General features: G+C 63.3%; 17 protein-coding genes and 1 tRNA gene. 11 read left to right on the top strand and 7 right to left on the bottom strand.

Annotated elements, in window-relative coordinates; all coding sequences use genetic code 11:
- Positions 1 to 362: 362 nt before the first annotated feature.
- The 4 genes from ACTJJK_RS10140 (at position 363) to ACTJJK_RS10125 (ending at position 5168) form a co-directional block, all read left to right on the top strand.
- Positions 363 to 2552 carry an XVIPCD domain-containing protein gene (locus ACTJJK_RS10140; RefSeq protein ID WP_440730128.1) on the top strand — a complete coding sequence of 730 codons (2190 nt, stop codon included), beginning with the start codon at positions 363 to 365 and terminating at the stop codon, positions 2550 to 2552.
- On the top strand, positions 2552 to 3466 hold the full coding sequence (locus ACTJJK_RS10135) for a hypothetical protein (protein ID WP_440730127.1): 915 nt from the start codon (positions 2552 to 2554) through the stop codon (positions 3464 to 3466). The genes ACTJJK_RS10140 and ACTJJK_RS10135 overlap by 1 nt, the downstream gene beginning before the upstream one ends.
- A 453-nt stretch (positions 3467 to 3919) precedes the next feature.
- Positions 3920 to 4009 (top strand) — tRNA-Ser (locus ACTJJK_RS10130).
- 460 nt (positions 4010 to 4469) lie between these two features.
- Entirely contained in the window at positions 4470 to 5168 is a 699-nt protein-coding gene (locus tag ACTJJK_RS10125; RefSeq protein ID WP_161786095.1) for a DUF2971 domain-containing protein, read from the top strand.
- Between the two features lie 248 nt (positions 5169 to 5416).
- Here the strand turns inward: ACTJJK_RS10125 and ACTJJK_RS10120 are convergent, their stop codons facing one another.
- A complete protein-coding gene (locus ACTJJK_RS10120; protein WP_031371708.1) occupies positions 5417 to 5857 on the bottom strand; it encodes a hypothetical protein in 441 nt (146 codons plus the stop codon).
- 68 nt (positions 5858 to 5925) lie between these two features.
- A complete protein-coding gene (locus ACTJJK_RS10115; RefSeq protein WP_235186225.1) occupies positions 5926 to 6285 on the bottom strand; it encodes a hypothetical protein in 360 nt (119 codons plus the stop codon).
- A gap of 260 nt (positions 6286 to 6545) precedes the next feature.
- Between ACTJJK_RS10115 and ACTJJK_RS10110 the strand changes: the two genes are divergently transcribed.
- The 3 genes from ACTJJK_RS10110 to ACTJJK_RS10100 all read left to right on the top strand — a co-directional run bounded on the left by ACTJJK_RS10110 (position 6546) and on the right by ACTJJK_RS10100 (position 9099).
- Positions 6546 to 7388 carry a hypothetical protein gene (locus tag ACTJJK_RS10110; RefSeq protein ID WP_440730126.1) on the top strand — a complete coding sequence of 281 codons (843 nt, stop codon included), beginning with the start codon at positions 6546 to 6548 and terminating at the stop codon, positions 7386 to 7388.
- 73 nt (positions 7389 to 7461) lie between these two features.
- Positions 7462 to 7968, top strand: a complete 507-nt coding sequence (locus ACTJJK_RS10105; protein WP_440730125.1) for a hypothetical protein — start codon at positions 7462 to 7464, stop codon at positions 7966 to 7968.
- 219 nt (positions 7969 to 8187) lie between these two features.
- Positions 8188 to 9099 (top strand): DUF2268 domain-containing putative Zn-dependent protease, encoded by a 912-nt coding sequence (locus tag ACTJJK_RS10100; RefSeq protein ID WP_440730124.1) that lies wholly within the window; start codon positions 8188 to 8190, stop codon positions 9097 to 9099.
- 87 nt (positions 9100 to 9186) lie between these two features.
- On the opposite strand, the gene ACTJJK_RS10095 is transcribed toward ACTJJK_RS10100, so the two are convergent.
- From ACTJJK_RS10095 to ACTJJK_RS10085, 3 genes are all read right to left on the bottom strand, one after another.
- A complete protein-coding gene (locus ACTJJK_RS10095) occupies positions 9187 to 9474 on the bottom strand; it encodes a hypothetical protein (RefSeq protein ID WP_440730123.1) in 288 nt (95 codons plus the stop codon).
- Positions 9475 to 9624: 150 nt separating this feature from the next.
- On the bottom strand, positions 9625 to 10515 hold the full coding sequence (locus ACTJJK_RS10090; protein ID WP_440730122.1) for a LysR family transcriptional regulator: 891 nt from the start codon (positions 10513 to 10515) through the stop codon (positions 9625 to 9627).
- A 37-nt stretch (positions 10516 to 10552) separates the two neighbouring features.
- On the bottom strand, positions 10553 to 11257 hold the full coding sequence (locus ACTJJK_RS10085; protein WP_440730121.1) for a cysteine hydrolase family protein: 705 nt from the start codon (positions 11255 to 11257) through the stop codon (positions 10553 to 10555).
- 277 nt (positions 11258 to 11534) lie between these two features.
- Here ACTJJK_RS10085 and ACTJJK_RS10080 point away from each other — a divergent pair, with 277 nt between their 5' ends.
- From ACTJJK_RS10080 to ACTJJK_RS10070, 3 genes are all read left to right on the top strand, one after another.
- Positions 11535 to 12662: a serine hydrolase domain-containing protein gene (locus ACTJJK_RS10080; RefSeq protein ID WP_440730120.1), complete on the top strand. Its 1128-nt coding sequence runs from the start codon at positions 11535 to 11537 to the stop codon at positions 12660 to 12662.
- 207 nt (positions 12663 to 12869) lie between these two features.
- Positions 12870 to 13592 carry a hypothetical protein gene (locus tag ACTJJK_RS10075; protein WP_440730119.1) on the top strand — a complete coding sequence of 241 codons (723 nt, stop codon included), beginning with the start codon at positions 12870 to 12872 and terminating at the stop codon, positions 13590 to 13592.
- 198 nt (positions 13593 to 13790) lie between these two features.
- Positions 13791 to 14837 (top strand): saccharopine dehydrogenase family protein, encoded by a 1047-nt coding sequence (locus ACTJJK_RS10070; RefSeq protein ID WP_440730118.1) that lies wholly within the window; start codon positions 13791 to 13793, stop codon positions 14835 to 14837.
- Positions 14838 to 14892: 55 nt separating this feature from the next.
- Here the strand turns inward: ACTJJK_RS10070 and ACTJJK_RS10065 are convergent, their stop codons facing one another.
- Positions 14893 to 16248, bottom strand: coding sequence for a hypothetical protein (locus ACTJJK_RS10065; RefSeq protein WP_440730117.1), 1356 nt, complete (start codon positions 16246 to 16248; stop codon positions 14893 to 14895).
- A gap of 213 nt (positions 16249 to 16461) precedes the next feature.
- Between ACTJJK_RS10065 and ACTJJK_RS10060 the strand changes: the two genes are divergently transcribed.
- Positions 16462 to 17772, top strand: coding sequence for a hypothetical protein (locus ACTJJK_RS10060; RefSeq protein ID WP_440730116.1), 1311 nt, complete (start codon positions 16462 to 16464; stop codon positions 17770 to 17772).
- A gap of 136 nt (positions 17773 to 17908) precedes the next feature.
- On the opposite strand, the gene ACTJJK_RS10055 is transcribed toward ACTJJK_RS10060, so the two are convergent.
- Positions 17909 to 19276 (bottom strand): alpha/beta hydrolase family protein, encoded by a 1368-nt coding sequence (locus ACTJJK_RS10055; protein ID WP_223619534.1) that lies wholly within the window; start codon positions 19274 to 19276, stop codon positions 17909 to 17911.
- Positions 19277 to 19587: the final 311 nt, after the last annotated feature.

The raw sequence follows: 19587 nt of genomic DNA, 5'->3' as shown, positions 1-19587 counted from the left end.
GCAAGGAACCGCCCGCGACGGATTCCAAAGACCGTCGCAGTAAGACGTTAGTGGAGAGATGGCCGACCGGTTCAAGGCAGCAGTCTTGAACCATGCAATGGCCATGCTGGCTGCAAACAGGCGAACCAATCATCCAGGTGCCGTTCGATTTCGACCATTAGCGCTTTTGCGTAACTGAAAGTTGCGCTGTCAGTCTGCCTGCCGAGTTGTTCACGCACTTCAGGCTGAGAGCACATATGTAGACGGCCCGATGGCACGGAAACCATGCTCATGACGTTCATCGGATGGACCGCCTTGGTGCTTTGGATCGTCTCGGCGGATAAGCTGTTCTCCGTATCACGTCAACTGAATAAGGATATTCAATGGCTACTTCCCAACGGGTGGACACCCGCGATATCGCTGCGCTGCTGGCTGCAACAGACGCCGAAGGCCGCCCGAACCCGCTCGACTTCGAGGCGCAGCGTTTAGTACTAAGGAATCAACGGGTCGGTGGTGTAGATGCCGCAGCGCTAGTCAACGACTTGCAACGCAGCCCGGCGCTGAGAGCGAACCGGGACAGCTTTCTCGACGCGATCGAGAAGAAACTCGACACACCCGCCGAGAAGCGGAGGTTCGCCGAAGCCCTCGACGCGGCCAACATCACCGACACCTTCGTGGAAAGGCAGGGAGAACGGCTCGCCGAGGCCACCGCGGCCGTGCGCGATGAGGCCGCCAAGCGATTCAAAGAGGCCGACCAAGCCCTCAGCGACCTGCTCGCCAACGGCCAACAGCGCCTCAAAGGCATCGCCAACGACCCGCAGAGATCGGCGACGGAGCAGGCCGCGGCCAATGCCGCTTCGTACGTTCTGACCGGCACGCAGGCACAAACGGGCTTCGCTCGCGGGGCGATAACGCATACGGCGGACACGCTTGGGGATTTCGTCGATCTGGCCCGGATGGCGGATCGCATGGTGAGCGACCCGAGCTATCGGAAGATGGTCGTCGGCATGGCCACGATGTACGCGGCCGATGTCATCGACGACCCGAGCAAGCCGAAAACGGACGCGCAGCGCGCCGCCTCCGATGCGATGGAGAAGTGGGACAAAGGCCTCAAGGAAGCCCAGGCCCGCGGCAAGGAGGCGGAGTACCTTGGGGGTGCCGCCGGCGTCATCGGTGTCGAACTCGTCGCCAGCTTCGTTCCGGTCACCAAGCTGGGCAAGTTCGGCAAGGCGGTCCATGCGATCGACGCGGTAGTACCCGAGCATGCGGTCGAGCTGACGAAGCTCGGCGAGGTGGTGCGCGTCGTCCCGCACGACATCCAGGTGCTCGGCAAGGCCGACGAACTAGGCAAGGGCGCTCGTACGCTGACTGAGGACGCCGGCAGGATCGCGCGCACAGGGGAGCAGGTCAGGGAACTGGGCGAGACGCTCGCCGAGGCCAATCGTGACCTGAAGCAAGACGGCATGGCCGGCCGCGGTGCCAGCGGAATGATCGAGGGCCTGGTCGAGCGGGCACGGGATCAGGGCAACCTCGAGCAGCTGATACGGGCCGCGCACCAGACCGATAACGTCGAGGGGCTGCTGCGCAGCGGACAACTCACCCCGAGGGAGCTGGGCGAGGTCGCCAAGCTCGACAAGACGGTTTTCGAGGGGAAGATCAAGTTTCAGGAGGCGTTGGACCACAGCCTCAAGGGCGTCGATCTCACTACGCTCAGCCGGAAGCATATTGGCGACATCGGCGAAGCCATACAGACGCACAAGATGGTGGAGCTCGGCTACACCGATATCGTGTCGATCAAGAACAAATCCGGGCAGGGCATCGACATCGTTGGGCGGCATCCGGATACCGATAGACTTGAGTTCTTTGAGGTAAAGACGTCCGTCCAGGGTAAGGCAAGCGCGCAGAACATCGACGACCCGGGCGAATTCATCAGGGTAAGACTGCAAAGAGCCATAGATGGGCGAGGGCAATGGGCCGAGCATCGGACGATTCATGGTCTACCCGATATCGCGGATAAAATCATGGCGGAAGCCTTCGACCCCGAGACGAAGCTTTTCAACGCAGAAGCGTCATGGGTCCGCATCAATATAAGCAACGAACCGGGCTCGCATAAGCTGCGCATTGACAGTCATGTTTCCGATCCGTGGGTCAGACCCGACAAGCGCGCCGAGCTGTCGCCCGGCTTCGATCATTTGAGGGCCAGTGCTGATTTTCAGGAGATATACAAGGCGATTGCCGCAGATGGGCGGTGGGACGAGCAGCAAAGTACTAGCATTTCTGCCGCGCTCCTACGCGCGCATGTTGCCGACCCTGTTGCGAAACACGTCGATAGCGTCGCTATCGTAACGGCCCCTGCTACTGGCGAAGTTACGGTGTTCGCGGTCTACTCGCCGCATGGCGATCGAGGGCCGCATTTCGAGAACCGGGTAAGCGCTCAGCAAGCCATTCAGGAGCCCGCCGAGAAGAATTTCGCGCAAGTCGAGCAGATCAATCAACAGCAAGCTCTTGCCCAGCAAGAAGCACAACAACGCGGGCCGGACGATCCGAGCCGCAGCGGCCCTAGGACCATTTGATGGCAACTAAATCCGTAAAGAGTCCGCCGATGCCTGGCTGGCACCCGTCTCTTGGAAAGGTCTTCAAGGACGCGGAGCTCTGGTGGCAGACCAACATGGTCAAGCGGAACTTGCTCGATGAGCTGCTGAACGCGTTGAAGGTCGAGCTTGAGAAGCCAGGGCCGCCTCGCGGGGCGATCAGCGCGCTTTACAGAATTTCCCACGTCTATTCGATGCAGTGTTGCACGAAGGCGGCGATCGACGACAAACAGGTCTTGTCGCAGGCAATGTCTCGGGCGGTTTTCTTCAGGGCGCTGGATTTCCGGGCCGAAGCCAGCTTGTCGCTGCCCCATTCGCATCAACCGGTCCTGGCTTTCTGGAGCAGCATGAAAGCGGCAAGCGCGGTGATGTTAGGAGATTGGGATCTTGCAGAGGTTTGCGCCCGACTGCTGGTCGATGTGGGCGAAAAAGACCTCCGGGTCAATCCTTCCCAGAAGGATGGATGGCGCAGGGGTACGAATGATGCATTTCTGATTTCTCTATTCGCAGAAGCCTTCGGCCTCGACACAAGCTTTGGGCGGGACGTTCCGTTGATACCGGAATACCAAGGACTTCTGGATGCTTGGCGTACGGAGAATACCGATGCCTTTCGCAGCGCTATGCAGCTGGCTGCCGACTTCCATGTCAGCCGTAGCCGCGAAGGCACGAACAAGATGACTTATGAATTCGAGAAGTCATTCGACTGCGTGTATCCAGGCGAACTGTTGGCCGTGCAGTCGCTTCGGCGGAGGCGCGGGTTGCCGCATATCGAGACTGGGCACCCGCTTATCGACCAGCCGTGGGCGCTCATCAGCGAGTTGGAGCCATCCGTCCCGCATCCACTGGCTATCGAGGTTGAGGAGCGGCTCCGGCGGGATTACCCAAGCTTTCGATGAGGTTTCCACTCTTTCGGGAGGACCGGCTAGGGGCAGCGAAGAAGATGAGGTCAGGTGGCTGAGATGCGATTAGCCTGGCGTCCGCTAGCCTCACACCCCCAGTTGAGAGGGTCGGAGGACCAAGAATGGGGTAGCGACGATGCGGCTGGCTAGGGCAGCCAGCGCTCATGAACCCGTTGGAGTCCGTGCTTCATGGCGGCTGGGATCCCGAGGACGGTCTAAACCGGGCGAAACGCGCCCCGATCGAGTCCACGGGTTTGCCCATGGCGACCTGGAGGCTGACCAGTTCCGTATCCCCCGGGGGGCGCGCCAGAGAAGGGGCCTGCACGCTGGAGATTTCCGCCCCGCAGACATGAGAGAATGCCCCGCGCCCGGTACAAGACCGGGCGCCCAGGGCGGTTCGCAAGGAACCGCCCGCGACGGATCGAAGGACCGTCGCCGCAAGACCTCAACGGAGAGATGGCCGAGTGGTTTAAGGCAGCGGTCTTGAAAACCGCCGAAGGGTTAAACCTTCCGTGGGTTCGAATCCCACTCTCTCCGCCACCCGTATTTCATAAAGATTGATCTGACTGGGCTTCTGCGAAGCTGAGTGGCCGCTGGCACTCCAATTTCACGTAAACGAAATGAATGCAGTCATAAGGACATGGCCACAGTTGCTGTCAGATGTCTAGCCATTATGAAATGGGCAATTACTTCTTTCCAAAGGGCATCTGACACGTGCTTGAGGCCTCTACTGCAATGATCTGATGCTCGTGAAACTACGAGACTTGGGCGGTGGCAGCATCTTGACTGGTTGAAATAAAACTTGGAGCAGGTGGGGCTGATGCGATCGATTAATGATTTCTACTATCACCAAGCTCCGCGCGTACTCTTCCACTACACGGGTGTCGGCTCTCTCCTAGGTATGGCTAGAACGAAGTGCGTGTGGGCTAGTAACGTGTACTACCTTAATGACTCTCGTGAAGTGCTGCACGCATGCGAGGTTCTGAGGGGCCGGATTTGTTTGCTCATTGATCAGTCTAGTGATGTCATTGAAGTGGAATTCTTACGTCAGCTTCGCTTGTGGATCGAAAGCTTCAAGCAGAATCACTACAATATTTTTGTCTTCTCGCTCTCAGAGCAAGAGAGCTTGTTAAGTCAGTGGCGAAGTTACACGCCTCATGGAAAGGGTGTGAGCTTGGGATTTTCTCCCGAGATCATCAAACTACTCGCAGATGGTTCTAATTGCGTTCTTGCTAAGTGCATTTACCAGGCACATGAGCACGAGGAGTTGGCGCAGAGCCTCATCGAAAAGATCATCGAAACGTTTCGAAAAAACTTGACCACGGGGGAGGTTGATGTTTCTTGCGATCATTCTTCGCAGAAATATTTTCACTTCTTGGAAAAGTATCGCCGAGACTTCCTGCGGGCGCTTTGCATCATAAAGAATCCAGCATTCTCGGAAGAGCAAGAGTGGCGACTTATATCTGATTATTTTTGCAGGCACACAGATAGCGCAATTTTCTACCGCGAGGGCGCATCTATGTTGGTTCCTTCTATTGAATTAGCTTTTCCGGAGGTCAACCCGATCTTTGAAAGGGTTTGTCTCGGGCCGTCAGAGCATCAGAATTTATCCATGTCGGTTCTGGCTCAGTTCCTCTCTAGTAAGCGCCTTGCAAATCATGTGATAAACACGGGTGTTCCCTACAGAGAGTGGCGGTAACAAATAAAATAAGCCGATGGTATTAAGGGACGGGCGGCTGGTCTTTCTGTGAAATGAGTCTGGCGCGCTTTGCTGTGATGGGCGGGCTTGCTTAAGGCTCGTTATTGTCTTCTTCATAGCCCTGATACTCGTCTTCTAGTGTGTAGCAGTCGGCAGAATCGTAGATTTGAGTCTTCTTATAGCGGTCGCCGAGACCAACGGCCGTAATCCGACCAGTGCAAATGGGGTCAAGTTCACTTCTGCGCAGATCAGATTGCTTCCTCTTGATCAGCGATGCTGCCATCAAAGAAGGGGCTTCTGGAACATATAACGAAACCAATCTCCGATAGTGGCGCCTGAGAATCCCTCGGCATTGCCGTCGCCTGCCAGTTCCTCAAAGATGATGGGGGAAGCGGCTCGGAGATATCGAAGAGTTCCTGCGGAACTGAGCCGATATCGAAGTCACAGCACATGTATTCAAGACACTCGAATGCGCAGAGCTTTTCGTGATCGTTGCCTTGGGCAAGACGTTCGATGAGGACGCTATAACCGTCTCTATGCGTGCTCGCGAATTTTCTTCCGGCCTGGATCGCTTCCGACGGAGCGTATTTGGGCAGGCGAAGATTACGGAGGTACTCCTCCATGCGGCCGGAAGCAGCGCATAAATCGAGGCACTCCAGCCAGTCCTGCTCGATTGTCGTCTTGGTCATGGCTCTACCTCGGGTCCGTGGCAAGCACTGGATTGGAGCGGGCCCATTGATGCAGGGGACTGGGTAAGTCAGCTTGCCGAGGTTTTCGGTGATTTCTGCGCGCTATCGAAATGCGCCCTCAACTCGTCGAGATCGCCCAAGCCAATGCTGGGCGAGCGGGCGCGGAACATCAGGTTCAGTTTCGCGCCGGCACGCTGGATGGCCTGCGCATCGCCACTGGCTTCGGCCGCCTCAAGCTCATCACGGGCGTCGCTGATAAACCGGCTGAGCATGTCCTCCAGTGCCCAGAGCGCCATTTCGAACGGCGGATTGCCACGGGAATTGGTCGTCGCGGCTTTAAGCGTGCTGGCGAGTGCTTCTATCAGGTCCGGATAGTCCTTGAGCATGTCGCGCAGGCGCTGCGGAACAGGGGGCGTAGTGCGGTCCATGCAGTGTCTCGTTCCTGCTGGGGCGATGGTTCATTTTACAGCCGATGAAGGGGGGGCTGGATTCTCCGATAAACATCGTGTTGTGTTGTTTTGCGCACGGAGCACATTCCGCAGTCGATTTCGCGCCCTCCGCACAAGTGTGATTGTGTTGCAGCCGATTCACCGCTGTATTCGTAACCTCCGGGCAGGCTCGGCCGTGCCGGGTCTGTCGATGCGCTGCGTCGCAGGCATCGATTTGGAAATGGCCCAGGAGCTATCGAATGAAATTTGCAGCCGTTGCAGCTGTGACGCTGTTTACCTTGAGCGGCGCCACGGTCGCGGGGAAAAGGGCAGTCGACGAAGTGCGTGCGCGCTCGGAGATGAGCATGGTCGTCACCGGCAAGGTCCGCATCAAGGCCGATGGCAGTGTCGAAGGCCTGGATGTGGATAAGCCGAGCGGGCTGCCGAAAGGCGTCGTTGAACTGGTCCAGCACACCGTGCCGCATTGGCGGTTCGAGCCGGCCGCAGCCGGCAAGGAGGCAGTCGAGGCGTTGAATATGTCGGTTCGTGTCGTCGGCCGCAAACAGGCCGACGGTAATTATCAGTTGACGATGCGGAGCGCGAATTTCGCCGATCCCGACCCGGGCACTGTCTTGAAGGCGCGATCGCTTCCTCCGCCGAGCTATCCGAGCGCGTTGGAAGGCACGAATGCCGCGGGTACGGTGTACGTGCTGGTGCGGGTCGGCGAGGCGGGTGATGCGCAAGAGGTGTTCGCCGAGCAGGTCAACTTGAGCGTGGTTGCCGAAGAAAAGGAAATGCAGAGGCTTCGCAAGGAGTTCGCGCGTTCGGCGGTAAGCGCGGCCAAGCGCTGGAAGTTCGAGCTGCCGAAGAACGATGCAGAAGCCGGTCCGTGGACGGCTCGCGTTCCCGTCGAATATGTCCAACTGGGCCAGAAGTCCGTTAAATACGGGCAGTGGGAGGTCTATGTCCCAGGTCCCCATCAGCAAGCCCCTTGGCACAAGGACGACGACACGGCCGGGCTCGGCGTGGATGCGTTCGCCAACAACGAGCCGCAGTTGCTCGGGCAGGGCCGCCGGTTGTTGACGAAGCTGGCGCAAGAGTGATCGCGTGCCGTGCTCAGGCTACGGAGCTATCTTGGACGCATTGTTTTTCCATTGAGCGGGACGGGAGCATCGAATGCATGAGCTGAAAAGAACTGCGGCGGCCGTGGCTATCGCCGTGTCGGTGCTCGCCGCGAACGCGGCCGAGCTGCCCGCGACCAAGACCGATGAGCGTGTCGGCAGGATCGAGGAAATGCTTGGGGGAAAGGCCGGAGCTGCCGCGGTCAAGGCCTGTCTGGATGCGCACGCATCGGAAAAGTTCGTGCCGATGATCGAGAGCATATGGCACGCGCATTTGGACGGGGTCGGAATGACGACCGTCGATATCACCGGCAAGCGCCAGAGTTGCTACTACAACGTCAAGACTGGAAGCATAGAACGGCTGCACTCGCCGTTCGATGCTTCCGGGCCGCTCTTTCTCGCTGCCGAGGCGCATCCGGCAAAGCCCGAGGGCGAGTGCATCGTCGCCAGGCGCGTCGAGGTGGCGGGCGTGTTCCGGGGTTGGATGGTGTCGCAGCGGCCGCCGCAGGCCGAGCCCGGGCCGGATGCCTGTTCCGTGCCGGTTTGGGAGGACATCCGTTAGTTCGTCGAGCAGATGGATTCAAGCCATCGTGGTGCGAAAGGCGGGGTGACTGTCGTCACTTTTGGCCGGCGCCTGGGTATGAGGTGATGTACGCATCGACGCGCCCGGCAAAGCTTCGGGCGCGTCGGTTCGTCCCATTCGACAGCCGGTGCTCGGCTGCGCAGACCCTCCAGGATCGAGATCGTGCCCAAGTTACCGCGTACCGCTGTTTTCCTTTCTGTGCTCGCAGCTTCCGCCTTCGTGCAGGCGGCGCCCAGGCCGGAGCCCGAAATCCTGACCGAGGACGTCACGCGCTTCTATGCGTTATACGACGCCACCGGCGGCCATCCGACGGTGGAGCAGATCGACAAGGACTATCTCGCCAAGGGCACACGAAGCTTGAGCGAGTTCGCCAGGCTCAGGCGGGTGACGGCGCAGAGCATCGCCGACCGGCTGGCGAAGGACCCGGCCGTGTACGCGAAGGCGAAGGACTGTCTGGTCAAGCTGCCGGAGGTGAAGCAGCGGGTCGCAATGGCGCTGGGCAAGCTTGCGACCTTGTATCCCGAGGCGCGATTCCCGCCGGTGGCGGTCGTGGTCGGCCGCGGACGGCCAGTGGGGATAGCGGATAACGGTGGCCTCACCATCGGTCTGGAAGCCTTGTGCTCGGCCGATTTCATGAACCCGGACGCCGAAGACCGCTTCGTCCACGTCATCGCCCATGAGTACGCCCACATCCAGCAGACGGGGCCGACCGAGTTCGAGCCGGGCGACCCGAATGCCACCGCCCTGCGCTTCGCGCTGATCGAGGGCGGGGCCGAGTTCGTCGCCGAACTGATCTCGGGCAACGTCGGCAACGGGCGCCACGCCGAGTGGACCCGCGGCAAGGAAGCCGAGATCGAGTCCGCCTTCGCACGCATTATGGACGGCACCGACTTGTCCGCCTGGTTCGCCAACTATCGCAGTCCGGACGAACCCTACGACCTGGGGTATTGGGTAGGGTACCGGATCGCCAAGGCTTATTACCTGGGATCTAAAGATCGCAAGGCTGCACTCAAGAACATCATCGAATTCGACGACCCGAAGGCGTTGCTGGCGCAGAGCGGCTGGACGCCGGGCATGCGCTTGCCGGCCAAGATTTCCGGCGAAGAATGAGGCGGCTTGAGCCCCGCATCGCGCGTCGGGTTCGGGTGAACCCAGCGGCGTTTTCCCCATAAGTACGGGTAGGGCCCGGTGACGGAACTAAGGCGCTATGCCGCCGGCGCTTCCGGAGCGGCGCCGGGGCAGTTCTAGTGCGTTCACCCGCTGGTTCGCGGCCTGTACGGCAGTTCGAAGCGGTTCTGGATGTTCTTCCGCGACCATATTGATTTCCCTCACCGTGGTTGCAATGACGTCGAGCTCGTACTGCTCTGCCGGGAGGGCGGTCAACAATGCCTTGATGTAGCGCAGGTACACCTCGCATTGGCCTTCGAGCGCGGTGATGCGCGCTTCGAATTCGGCTCGGGTGATAGGGTCGTGCTGCCTGTCCATAACGGTCTCCGAAACGGGTAGAGGGCGCACTCGGAAGCTTACGCCTGCGATGTTAAGAACGCAGGCACAGCAGGCCGTCTCCCTGCGTCGATTGCTTCGCGTACGACCCTGCCGGGAAGAACGAGATCAAGCCGACTTTCCGGTAAAACCCTACCGGGCCATCGCGTAATGCGCCCGCATGTATTCGGTGAACGCGCGGACTTTCGGCGTCAATTGGCGCGCATGAGGGTAGAGCGCGAAGTAGTGGCGTTGGCCGGCGTGATGTTGCGGCAATACGCGCAGCAGGCGGCCGGCGGCGAGGTCGTCGCGGACGGTGAGGAAGGTGAACGCGGCGATGCCCTGGCCGGCCATGACGGCCGCATGCAGGGCGAGGATCGAGTCCAGGCGCAGCCGGCTGCCGAACTTGAGCTCGGCTTCCTCGCCGCTGTCCGAGGACAATTGCAGAGCCGGGCCATCGGCGGCATAGGCCAGCAAGGGATGGCTCTGCAGGTCGTCGATCGTGCGCGGCAGGCCGCGATGCGCCACGTACTGCGGCGCGGCCACGAGCACCCGTTCGGACACCGCGAGTTCGCGTGAGCCCAGGCTGCTGTCGGCCAGCGGTCCGGAGATGCGGATGGCCATGTCGAAGCCGCCCTTGACCAGGTCGACCATGCGGTCGTCGCAGGACAGGTCGAGGTCGATCTTGGGATGGCGCTGCATGAAGCCGGGCAGCCACTGCGCCAGCTCGAGTGCGCCGATGGCATGCGGAAGGCTGAGCCGCAGCACGCCGGACGGCAGCTCGGGGTCGGTGTTCAATCGCTGCCGGGCTGCGTCGATCCGGTCGAGGATGTCGACGCAGTCGCGGTAGTACTGCGCACCGGCCTCGGTGGCGGTCAGGTTGCGGCTGTTGCGGTTCAACAGGCGCACGCCGAGCTGGGTTTCCAACTGGCCCAGCTGGCGCGAGACCGAGGTGTGGGTGGTGCCCAGGCGCTCGGCCGCCTTGGTGAAACTGCCGGATTCGATGATGCTTCGGTAGGCGCGCATGGCCGACAATTGATCCATCACTCGACTCCGGTCGTCAGCACTCCGGCGAAGGGTATCAGCGGACCGGTAACGAGAGAATCTGATCGGTGCTCAGCACGTCGCCGAAGGTGTCCTCGATCTCGGCCAGGGCCGATGCGTGCAACTGGGCGGCGCCGACCCTGCTGCCGTCGCGCAGGTCGAGGTCGCGGGTGGCGGTGGCGTCGGAGGAGACGATGACCTGGTAGCCACGCGCGGCGGCGTCGCGGGCGGCGCCGGCGACGCAGGCGTGGGTCTGCAGGCCGGCGATGATCAAAGTATCGGCGCCGGCCTCTTTCAAGGCCTTCTCGATCGTGGCGGCGGAAGCGCCCGCGAACACGCTGACCGCATCCTTCTTCACCACCAGCTCGCCCTGGCGCGGCTGCATCGCATCGACGAACTTCACCGTGTTTCCGCCTTCGGCGAACAGGGGCGCACCCGCCGGCAGCACGTGCTGCACATGGATCACGCGGATGCGGTGGCGATCGGCGAGATCGATCAGGCGACGGGTTTGCCGCAGCGCCGAATCGGCGTCGGCGATCGGCATGCGTCCGCCGGGGAAGTACTCGTTCTGGAAATCGATGACGAGCAGGGCGGTCTTGCCGGCCTGCAGTTCCGACACCGGCGCTGCCCCGGCCATGGCGCGGATGGTCGGGTGGGGTTGGGGTTTCGACGCCTGTGCGTCGATGCCGCCGAGCCCGGCGATGCCGAGCGTCGCAAATCCGATCAGAGAGGAAATTCGCATCCGGGGAGCCTCGTTGTGGTGGAGGCGCCATGATGAAGATCTGCGGGCGAATGCCCAGGCGTCTGTGCGAACAGCAACTGTGCGGTTTGCGCACAGATCCAGGTGCGCTCGGCGGGTTCCTGCCGGCCGTGCGCCGCCATTCCGGTTTTCGCTGCGGGCTTAAACCTTGCGGCCGCGCGATGCATCCCACGCCCTCTGGACTGACACCGCTGGATGCGACACCGCAGGACACACCGTTAGCCATCACTTCATCGGCGACTTCGCCTCAGGAACCTCCATGCTGTCTGCAAAGAAGCGCTACACCACGATCCTCGCCGTTGCCCTGCTGTCGCTTCCTGGCCTTGCCGCCGCCGCGAGCGCCTCGGAGCAAGCGAACGAGCGTACCCGGCAATGGATTCGGCAGACCATGAAGGACAAGCGCATACCGGGCTTGCAGATCGCGGTGGTCGAGGACGGCCGGGTGGTCTTGTCCGAGAGTTATGGTTTGGCCAACGTCGAGAACCGCGTGCCCGCGACCCGTACGACCCTGTTTCCGATCAACTCGGCCACCAAGTCGTTCACCGGCGTGGCGATGATGCAACTGGCGCAAGCAGGGCAGGTCGACCTCGCGGCACCGCTGTCGCGTTACCTCGACGACGTGCCCGTGGCGTGGCGCAACATCCGCGTGCGCCAGCTCCTGGCCCACACCTCGGGGCTGCCGGACATCGTCGACCAGAACGGTCTGGTTGGAGGCGCCTCTGAGGCGGCCGCATGGAAGGCGGTGAGGGAACTGCCCATGGCCGCTACCACCGGCGAACGCTTCCTCTACAACCAGACCAATTATGGTCTGTTGGCGCGCATCATCGCCAGGCAGGCGAAAATGCCGTACGAGCGCTACATCGCCGAGCGCCAGTTCGCTGCCGCGGACATGCGCCTGTCGACCTTCGGCGACAGCTACGACCTGGTCGCCAATGCCGCCACCATGTACAGCTATTTCCCGCGCAAGACCGATGCGGAGAACGCCGAGCCGCGTCTGTCGCACTGGTTCTACGACATGCCGCAGGGCCTTTGGGCCGGCGGCGGCATCCAGACCACGGCCGATGAAGTGGCGGGCTGGATCATCGCGCTGTCGAACGGGCGCCTGATCGATCGCGCCCAGCTCCAAGGCATGTGGACGCCGGAACCATTGAACAGCGGCACCGACGGCGCCTGGGCGGCCGGCTGGCCGGTCCTGGCGAAGTCGCCCGACCGCCAGTTGGCCGGTATCGGCGGTGCGCGTGCCGCCTTCGTGGTCTATCCGGACCGGCGACTGGCCATCGTGGTGTTGACCAATCTGGTCGGCGCCAACCCGGAAGGCTTCATCCCGCAGATCGCGGAGTTTTATCGGCCTTCGCAAACGAAGAGCGAGGCGAAGCCGGCCGGCTGATCCGGAAGGTGCCGACAGACCCCGGGTAATCGGTCGGCATCTGGCACGGGCGTGCCGGTCGATTTCGATCTCGGGGCGAACGGCTTGACCGGCGGCCGACGCCCGTCGAGTATCCATGCCAGCAGTCGGCCTGCTGGCGTGCCCGGTCGATCGCATCGCTGTCATGGCTGCTGCGCAAGGGCGACGGCGACATCGATGGGGGAATGGATGAAGACCGGCTACAAGTTCGGTGCGGCATTGGCTGTCGTGCCTCTATCGCTGCTGCTGACCGGCGCGACGGGCAACGGCTATTGGATGATCGGATTGCCGTTGGGACTGGTGGCCGTGTGCCTTTATGGGAACGATTTTCATGGCGAGTTGGTGAAAGCCACCGACATGAAGGCGTGGTCGTTGCGCAGAGTGATGTTGCAGTTGCCGCAGTTCGCTACGGCCGTGGTCTGCGTGATCGGCGGCGTCATCGCCCTGGCGGCGTTGCTGTGGTCGCTGCGGGACGGCCAAGAGCTCGGTTTGAAGTCGCTGACGGCGGTGTTGCTGGCCTGTTTCATAGCCGGCGGCATCGCCCTCTTCATCCAGGGCATTCGCGGTCCTGCGCCGGAGATAAAGGATTGGTTTGCGGTGGAATTCGACGACGTCGATGTGCGGATCCGCGCAAATCCGCCGCGTTCGTCGCCGGTCGATACCGGCTTCCCGTGGGCATCGATCGAACGCGTCATCTTCGAAGACGGGGGCTTCGGCAGCAGCGATGTCTTCTATCTCTTCACCAGCGTCGCTACCGATCCTTTCGTCGTACTGACCGAAGGCGAGGGTGGCGCGGAATTCTCTGGTGCCTTGTGCGAGCGGGGGCACTTCCCGCCGGAGATATTTGCGCAGGCAATGCGCTCGTTGGGCGGCGGTTGTTATGTGTGGCCGCCGGCGACGTCCGCCGAGTAGAGGCTCGCGCGACTGCGTCCTGTCTACGCCCAGGCAGGAGAGGGCGCCTGAGCCCGCCTGAGGCGTACTCGGCTCGGGGGCGTGTCGCATCGGCGTAATGCGAGCGCCGGCCGAGCAACTAAAGATTTCGATAGCGCCGTCGTGCCGGTTCGCGGTTTCCTATGCGTGCCCGATCCGCGGGCATCACGGAAGCGCACGATGTCGATCAATCCAGCAGCAGCCCCGAATTCCCAGGCGACCCAGAATCGTCGCGTCGCCGTGTTCGGCGCTTATGGCCATACCGGCCGTTTCGTCATCGCGCGTTTGCGTGAGCGTGGCTGGGTGCCGGTGGCCTGCGGCCGCGACGCCGAGCGCTTGGTCGCACTCGACGACGCTTTCCCCGGGATCGATCGCTTCGTCGCTTCGGTCGACGACCCGGATTCGCTGGATCGGGCGCTCGCAGGCACGGTCGCGGTGATCAACTGCGCCGGGCCGTTCAGCGATACCGCGGTGCCGGTGGTCGAGGCGGCGTTGCGTGCAAAGGTGCACTACCTGGATACGGTGGCGGAGCAGCAGCCTGCGTTGGCTTTGTTCGAGCGCTACGACGAGGCGGCGAAGGCGGCCGGCATCGTCATCGTGCCGGCGATGGCGTTCTACGGCGGGCTGGCCGATCTGTTGGCGACCAGCGCGATGGGCGATTGGGACGGCGCGGACGAGATCTTGATCGCGGTCGGTTTGGACAGTTGGCACCCCACCAACGGCACCCGGGTGACCGGCGAGCGCAACAAGGCGCGGCGCGTGGTGGTCTCGAACGGCGCGCTGGATTTCGTGGCCGATCCGGCGCCGACGCGGGACTGGGCGTTCCAGGCGCCGTTCGGTAACCAGGAGGTGGTCGGCGTGCCGCTCAGCGAGATCGTACTGATCTCCAAGCATCTGCGTTCGAGCGAAGTGCATTCGTTCTTGAATCTCGTATCGCTCAAGGATGTGCGCGACCCCACCACGCCGGCGCCGGTCGCGGCCGACAGCAGCGGGCGCTCGGCGCAGGTGTTCCTGGTCGAGGTGATGGTGCGCAAGGGCGAGGTGCAACGTCATGCCAGCGCGCAGGGCCGCGACATCTATGCGGTCAGCGCGCCCTTGATCGTCGAAGCGATGGAGCGGGTCGTCGACGGCCGCCGCACTCGCACCGGTACGGTCGCGGCGGGCGAAGCCTTCGATGCGCCGGGTTTCCTGGCCGCACTCGCGCCCGAGCATCTCGTTCTCGCTTGATGCGGTCCTGCAGCGCGGCGATCTCGATGGCGATCGCCGCGCTCGAATGCAACGCTTACTGCCGCGGCGGATCGTCTTCGATGCGGTTCATGAAGACCCGTCGCAGCAGAGGCAGGTCGCAGGCCGGCGCGGTGACGCGATAGCGCGTGGGTGCCTCGTTGCACAGCTTGGGGGTTGGTCCGAGCAGTTTGCCTTCTTTGCAGGCCTGGCACATGCGAGTCAGCCCGGCTTCGAGTTGCAGCGAGTAATCCAACGGCCGCGCCGGGAACGTCGGATCGACCAGGTCGCCGCCGCGGGTGTTGCGGAAGTAGTCGCTGACGTTCTTCTCGATATCCGCTTCGCTCAGCGGCGGTTGCGGGCCGTTGGGGCCGACCGGGTAGGTCGGCACGATGCTCAGGGTCGGGTTGCGCGGCCACTGGGCGAGGGCGTGGCAGGACAGGCACGACGAGCGCATGTTGTCGGCCGGCCCGTTCAAGCGGCCCTGGAAGCCCGGGAACGGCCGGTGCAGCCAGCTACCGGGCGTGCCCTGCCAGAGCACGCCGGCCAGGTCTTTATTGATCCGGCTCTGCTTGATCGGCGCCCATGCGCCCCAATTCGCATCGTGCACGTTCGGGTCGTTGCCCCACATCAGGCCAACCGGCACCAGGTTGTCGAGAAAGCCGTCGCCGCGGGCCGGGCCTTTCCAGATGAAGGTGCCCATGACCCAGTCGGTTTCGTCCGCGTCGGGGTCGCGAATGGCGATGTCGACCTGCAGCAGCTTCAGGCGCTTGGCGCGGCTGTTCTTGTCGATCTTCGCGAGCACCGTGGGCGCGCCGTCGAGATAGTCCAGGCCGGTGGCGTTGGAGAACAGCATCTTGAACGAGACGGTCTTGTCGGGAAACTTCAACCCGGGAGCGTCGCGTGCGGGCAAGACCGGATCGCAAGGGTCGGCGAATACCTTGCCCAGCCCGACCGCGCCTTCGCTGTTGTACCAACCGATCGCCCACACGTCGAAACCGCCCGGCGAGGTCGGCGAAAGATCGAGCGGGTCGGGGCTGCGTTCCTTGGTCAGGCCGTTGACGCGTTCGCGCCCGTTCGAACCGTAGTCCATCCAGGGCGCGATCCACCAGGGCGAACCGGCCGGCATGCGGATCTTGCCGGCGCTGTTGATGCTGATGCCCGAATCGCGGACGTCCTTGAGCACTGCATCGGTATAGCGCCTCCAACTGGTCTTGAAGCTGATCGACTCCCAGCTGTAAGGCGGATGGCTGGGAACCGAGGCCGGATAGTCGGTGCGCCACGGCAGCGTAATCTTCTTCGCGGCCGGGTCGTAGGCGGTGCTGTTCTTGGCGTCGAAGCGACTGCAGGTGCCGGCCTGGGCGGCCAAGGGAAGTGCGGCCAACAGCACGAGCTTCGCGAAAAATCCGTTCATGGATCGATCCTTCCTGGCCCCTGTTTGCCAGATAAACGCCGTTTGCGCGGGTCAGCGGCCAGGGCCATCGGGAATCGGCAGCTAGGCTGTGTTTTTTCTCGAAAGCGAAACCGGGACGATGGCAGGACGGCTATCGACCACTCGATCCTCGGCTAGCCTTTACCGACCGTCTTTCGCCGACCGCTCATCGGAGATCCCGCCTTGGACTTGTTCGTGCGTCGCTCTTGCCTGTCGTTCCTGCTTGCAGTCGCTACCGCGACGGCGGCCGCCGAAGCGCCCGATGCCGAAGTCGCGGCGCGCTACATCGCCGAGCGCGACGCCGCGTGTCGCGCCGATGCCGGCCAGTTGTGGGGCGAGCCGCTGTGCGCGCCCTTGCTGCTAGTCGATGCCTCCACCCGTTCGACGGTGGCGAGCCAGGCCGTCGACGGCTTCGCTGCGAAGGGCGAGGTGTTCGTCGGCACCCTGCCGAAAGAGCGCAACGTGGCCAATACCGCGGTGGACTGGAACGGCAGGCGATGGGCGATGGTGCTGTGGCCCTTGCCCGAGGATGCGTTCGAGCGGCGACAGTTGCTGATGCACGAATCCTGGCATGCCGCGCAGGATCGGCTGCGCTTGCCCGCGCGCTCGCCGACGCCCGCGCATCTGGCCGGCTTGGAGGGGCGCATCGCCCTGCGCATGGAATGGCGCGCCCTGGCGGCGGCATTGGGGGCGAGCGACGACAGGTCGAGGAAGCACGCGATAAGCGATGCGTTGGCGTTCCGCGCCCTGCGCCGCGCCGCCACCGCGCAGGCGCGCGAACTCGAGAACCAGCTCGAACTCAACGAAGGCCTGGCCGAATACAGCGGCCAGCGGCTCGCCGGCCGTCCCGAAGCCGAGGCCTATGCCGCCGCGCAATTGGCCAGGCACGAGGGCGACGATTCCTTCGTGCGCAGCTTCGCCTATCGTTCCGGGCCGGCCTACGGATTGCTGTTGGATCGCTACGGCGATTGGCGTGCCGGTTTGACCCCCGATTCGGACCTGGGCGAACTGTTGGCGGGCAAAGCCGGTGTCGTGGTCACGCAGGACACGGCGAGCGCCGCGAAGCAGGCCGGAGCGCGGTACGACATCGACGCCGTGCGCGCGGATGAGATCGGCCGCGATCTCGCGCGTCTGCGCCAGGCGGCCGAATGGACCGCCAAGCTGATCGATCGGCCCGGTCTGCGCGCACCGTTCGTGGCGATGAACATCTCCTTCGATCCGCGTGCGCTGTTTCCGCTACCGCCGCACGGCACGGTCTATCCGACGCTGAGGGTCAGCGACCAGTGGGGGATTCTCGAAGCGAACGCCGGTGCCTTGATCGACGAGGCCTGGAGCCAGGCGCGCCTGCCGGGCGCGGGCCGGCTGCGCGACAGCGATGGCCTGTGGGTGGGCGAGGGATGGACGTTGAAGCTCAACCCGGGCTGGACCGTGAGCGAGGACGACGGCGGGCAGATCCTGCGGCGCATCGGTGGCGCCGCGGCCGGCTCGACGAGCCGGTCGCGATAGTCGCCGAGCAGCCACGGCCGAAGCAGACCGTCACCGTGGCGGCGAAGCTCTTCGAGTGCGGCATCGTCGGATCGGCCACGGGCGCCATGCAACCCATCGATGCGAGCCCTCGTTCGGTGATGCCCTCAGGCTGCGCTCAATGGGAAACCGGCAAGGGCAGGGCGCGTCCGTAGCGCCCGCCGTCGAGCTTGCCGTGCTTGATCCAATCCAACTGCATGGCGATATAGCCCTCGGCCATGCGCGTGTGCAGACGCTCGCCGGCGGCATCGGTCTCGAATTCGAGAATGCCGTGGTCGGCCTGCGGGAATACCGCGCCCTCGATCGCACGGCCTTCGGCGGCGAGTGCGCTCAAACGGCGTTGGGTTTCCTGCGAAGGCGCCTCGGCGTCGTCGCCGCCGAGGATCCACATCTGCGGCTGGGTCAGCTTGCGCAGCACCGGCATCGGGTCGTACGTCCAGCTGACGTCGCTGTCGAGCATAGCGATCTGCATCAGGTCGTCGCCGCGACGGCGCTGCACGACCTCGCCGGTGTATTCGCCCTTGAGTGCCTTCCACCAGGGCTCGTGCTGGTATTGCGTACGTAATGCCTCCAGCTCGTCCCAACCGCGCTGGCCCTTGCTCGCGGCCAGCAGGCCGGTGGCGTCGCTGACTCGACGTGCCTTCGCCAGTGTTTCGGCGTCGCCGAAACCGGCCGTGCGCAGGTCGGCGGCGACCTGGTCGCGATCCTCCGACAGCACGCTGTCGGCGAGGCCGAACACGACCATGACGAACTGTGCCTGCGACGTCTTGCTCGCCGCCAGCGGCGCGACCCAGCCGCCCTGGCTGCTGCCATGCAAACCGATACGCGAGATGCGCGCGCCGCCGAGACGGCGGGCCTCGGCGAGCGCGGCGACGGCATCGTCGGACAGCAGGTCGAAATCCTTGGAAAACTTGCCCTCGGACCCGCCGGTGCCGCGCTTGTCGTAGACGAACACGCCGACGCCCTGCGACGGGAACAGATTCTGCTGGAAATAGGCGTCGACGCCGGACACTTTCTCGGAACCGTGCACCAGCACCACGACCGGCACCTTGTCCTGGCCGCGCGGAAGCACCAGGCGCCCGCGCAAGCTCAGGCCATGGCTGTCGAAGCGGGTCTCGGCGATGTCGAAACCGATCTTCCTGCCACGGTGGCCGTCGAAGCGGATGCGGGACTGACTGCAGGTGCCGAACGCCACCTTGACGCCGTCCGGTTGCTCGGTCCAACCGCGGGTGCTGATCCACGCGCCGTTCTCGCGGACCAGCTTGCCGGTGCGCCCGTCGAGCAGGCGCCAGCGTAGCTTGCCGGGGGCGTCGGACGGCATCACGCTGACGACGCGGCCGTCGTCGAGCCGGTAGGCGCCGACGTGGCAGCGCGCATCCGCCGCCTTGGAACTCTTGGTCGAAGCGGGGGCCGCGTGGGCGCTGGCGCACGCGAAGGCGATCGCGCCGGCGATCGCAACGGCGAAGCAGAGTCGGAACAGGTTCATCGGCGAGTCCGTCTAGGGTGACTGCCGAATGTGATGCGGCAACTAAGCGAAAGGTTGTAGTGCGCGACCGTCAGCGAATGCCTGCGCTTGCGACGACTCCGTGCGGAACGCAGCCGCGATCACGAAAACACATCTGGACACGTATCGGATCGCCGAAGCGCCGGGCGCATCACGCCGTCCGTTGCGTCGGCCCACTAGCCTGGGACACTGCTGGATGGCGTGCATGCGGTATCGCAGCGACCGTTGCGCAATGGGGATGTTGCCGGCGATTCGTGCAGGGCGGATTCGAGCAGGGCGGGAGATGGCGTGCA

The organism is Lysobacter sp. 22409, from assembly GCF_052045105.1.
Taxonomy (GTDB): domain Bacteria; phylum Pseudomonadota; class Gammaproteobacteria; order Xanthomonadales; family Xanthomonadaceae; genus Lysobacter; species Lysobacter antibioticus_B.
The sequence above is the reverse complement of the archived record's forward strand: the minus strand, read 5'-3'. Positions and strand labels throughout refer to the sequence as shown.

Excerpts from the sequence above, each read along its gene's own strand:
- ACTJJK_RS10140 (WP_440730128.1), top strand. The coding sequence starts at position 363 with ATGGCTACTTCCCAACGGGTGGACACCCGCGATATCGCTGCGCTGCTG.
- ACTJJK_RS10135 (WP_440730127.1), top strand. The coding sequence starts at position 2,552 with ATGGCAACTAAATCCGTAAAGAGTCCGCCGATGCCTGGCTGGCACCCG.
- ACTJJK_RS10120 (WP_031371708.1), bottom strand. The coding sequence starts at position 5,857 with ATGACCAAGACGACAATCGAGCAGGACTGGCTGGAGTGCCTCGATTTA.
- ACTJJK_RS10115 (WP_235186225.1), bottom strand. The coding sequence starts at position 6,285 with ATGGACCGCACTACGCCCCCTGTTCCGCAGCGCCTGCGCGACATGCTC.
- ACTJJK_RS10110 (WP_440730126.1), top strand. The coding sequence starts at position 6,546 with ATGAAATTTGCAGCCGTTGCAGCTGTGACGCTGTTTACCTTGAGCGGC.
- ACTJJK_RS10105 (WP_440730125.1), top strand. The coding sequence starts at position 7,462 with ATGCATGAGCTGAAAAGAACTGCGGCGGCCGTGGCTATCGCCGTGTCG.
- ACTJJK_RS10095 (WP_440730123.1), bottom strand. The coding sequence starts at position 9,474 with ATGGACAGGCAGCACGACCCTATCACCCGAGCCGAATTCGAAGCGCGC.
- ACTJJK_RS10090 (WP_440730122.1), bottom strand. The coding sequence starts at position 10,515 with ATGGATCAATTGTCGGCCATGCGCGCCTACCGAAGCATCATCGAATCC.
- ACTJJK_RS10085 (WP_440730121.1), bottom strand. The coding sequence starts at position 11,257 with ATGCGAATTTCCTCTCTGATCGGATTTGCGACGCTCGGCATCGCCGGG.
- ACTJJK_RS10080 (WP_440730120.1), top strand. The coding sequence starts at position 11,535 with ATGCTGTCTGCAAAGAAGCGCTACACCACGATCCTCGCCGTTGCCCTG.
- ACTJJK_RS10075 (WP_440730119.1), top strand. The coding sequence starts at position 12,870 with ATGAAGACCGGCTACAAGTTCGGTGCGGCATTGGCTGTCGTGCCTCTA.
- ACTJJK_RS10070 (WP_440730118.1), top strand. The coding sequence starts at position 13,791 with ATGTCGATCAATCCAGCAGCAGCCCCGAATTCCCAGGCGACCCAGAAT.
- ACTJJK_RS10065 (WP_440730117.1), bottom strand. The coding sequence starts at position 16,248 with ATGAACGGATTTTTCGCGAAGCTCGTGCTGTTGGCCGCACTTCCCTTG.
- ACTJJK_RS10055 (WP_223619534.1), bottom strand. The coding sequence starts at position 19,276 with ATGAACCTGTTCCGACTCTGCTTCGCCGTTGCGATCGCCGGCGCGATC.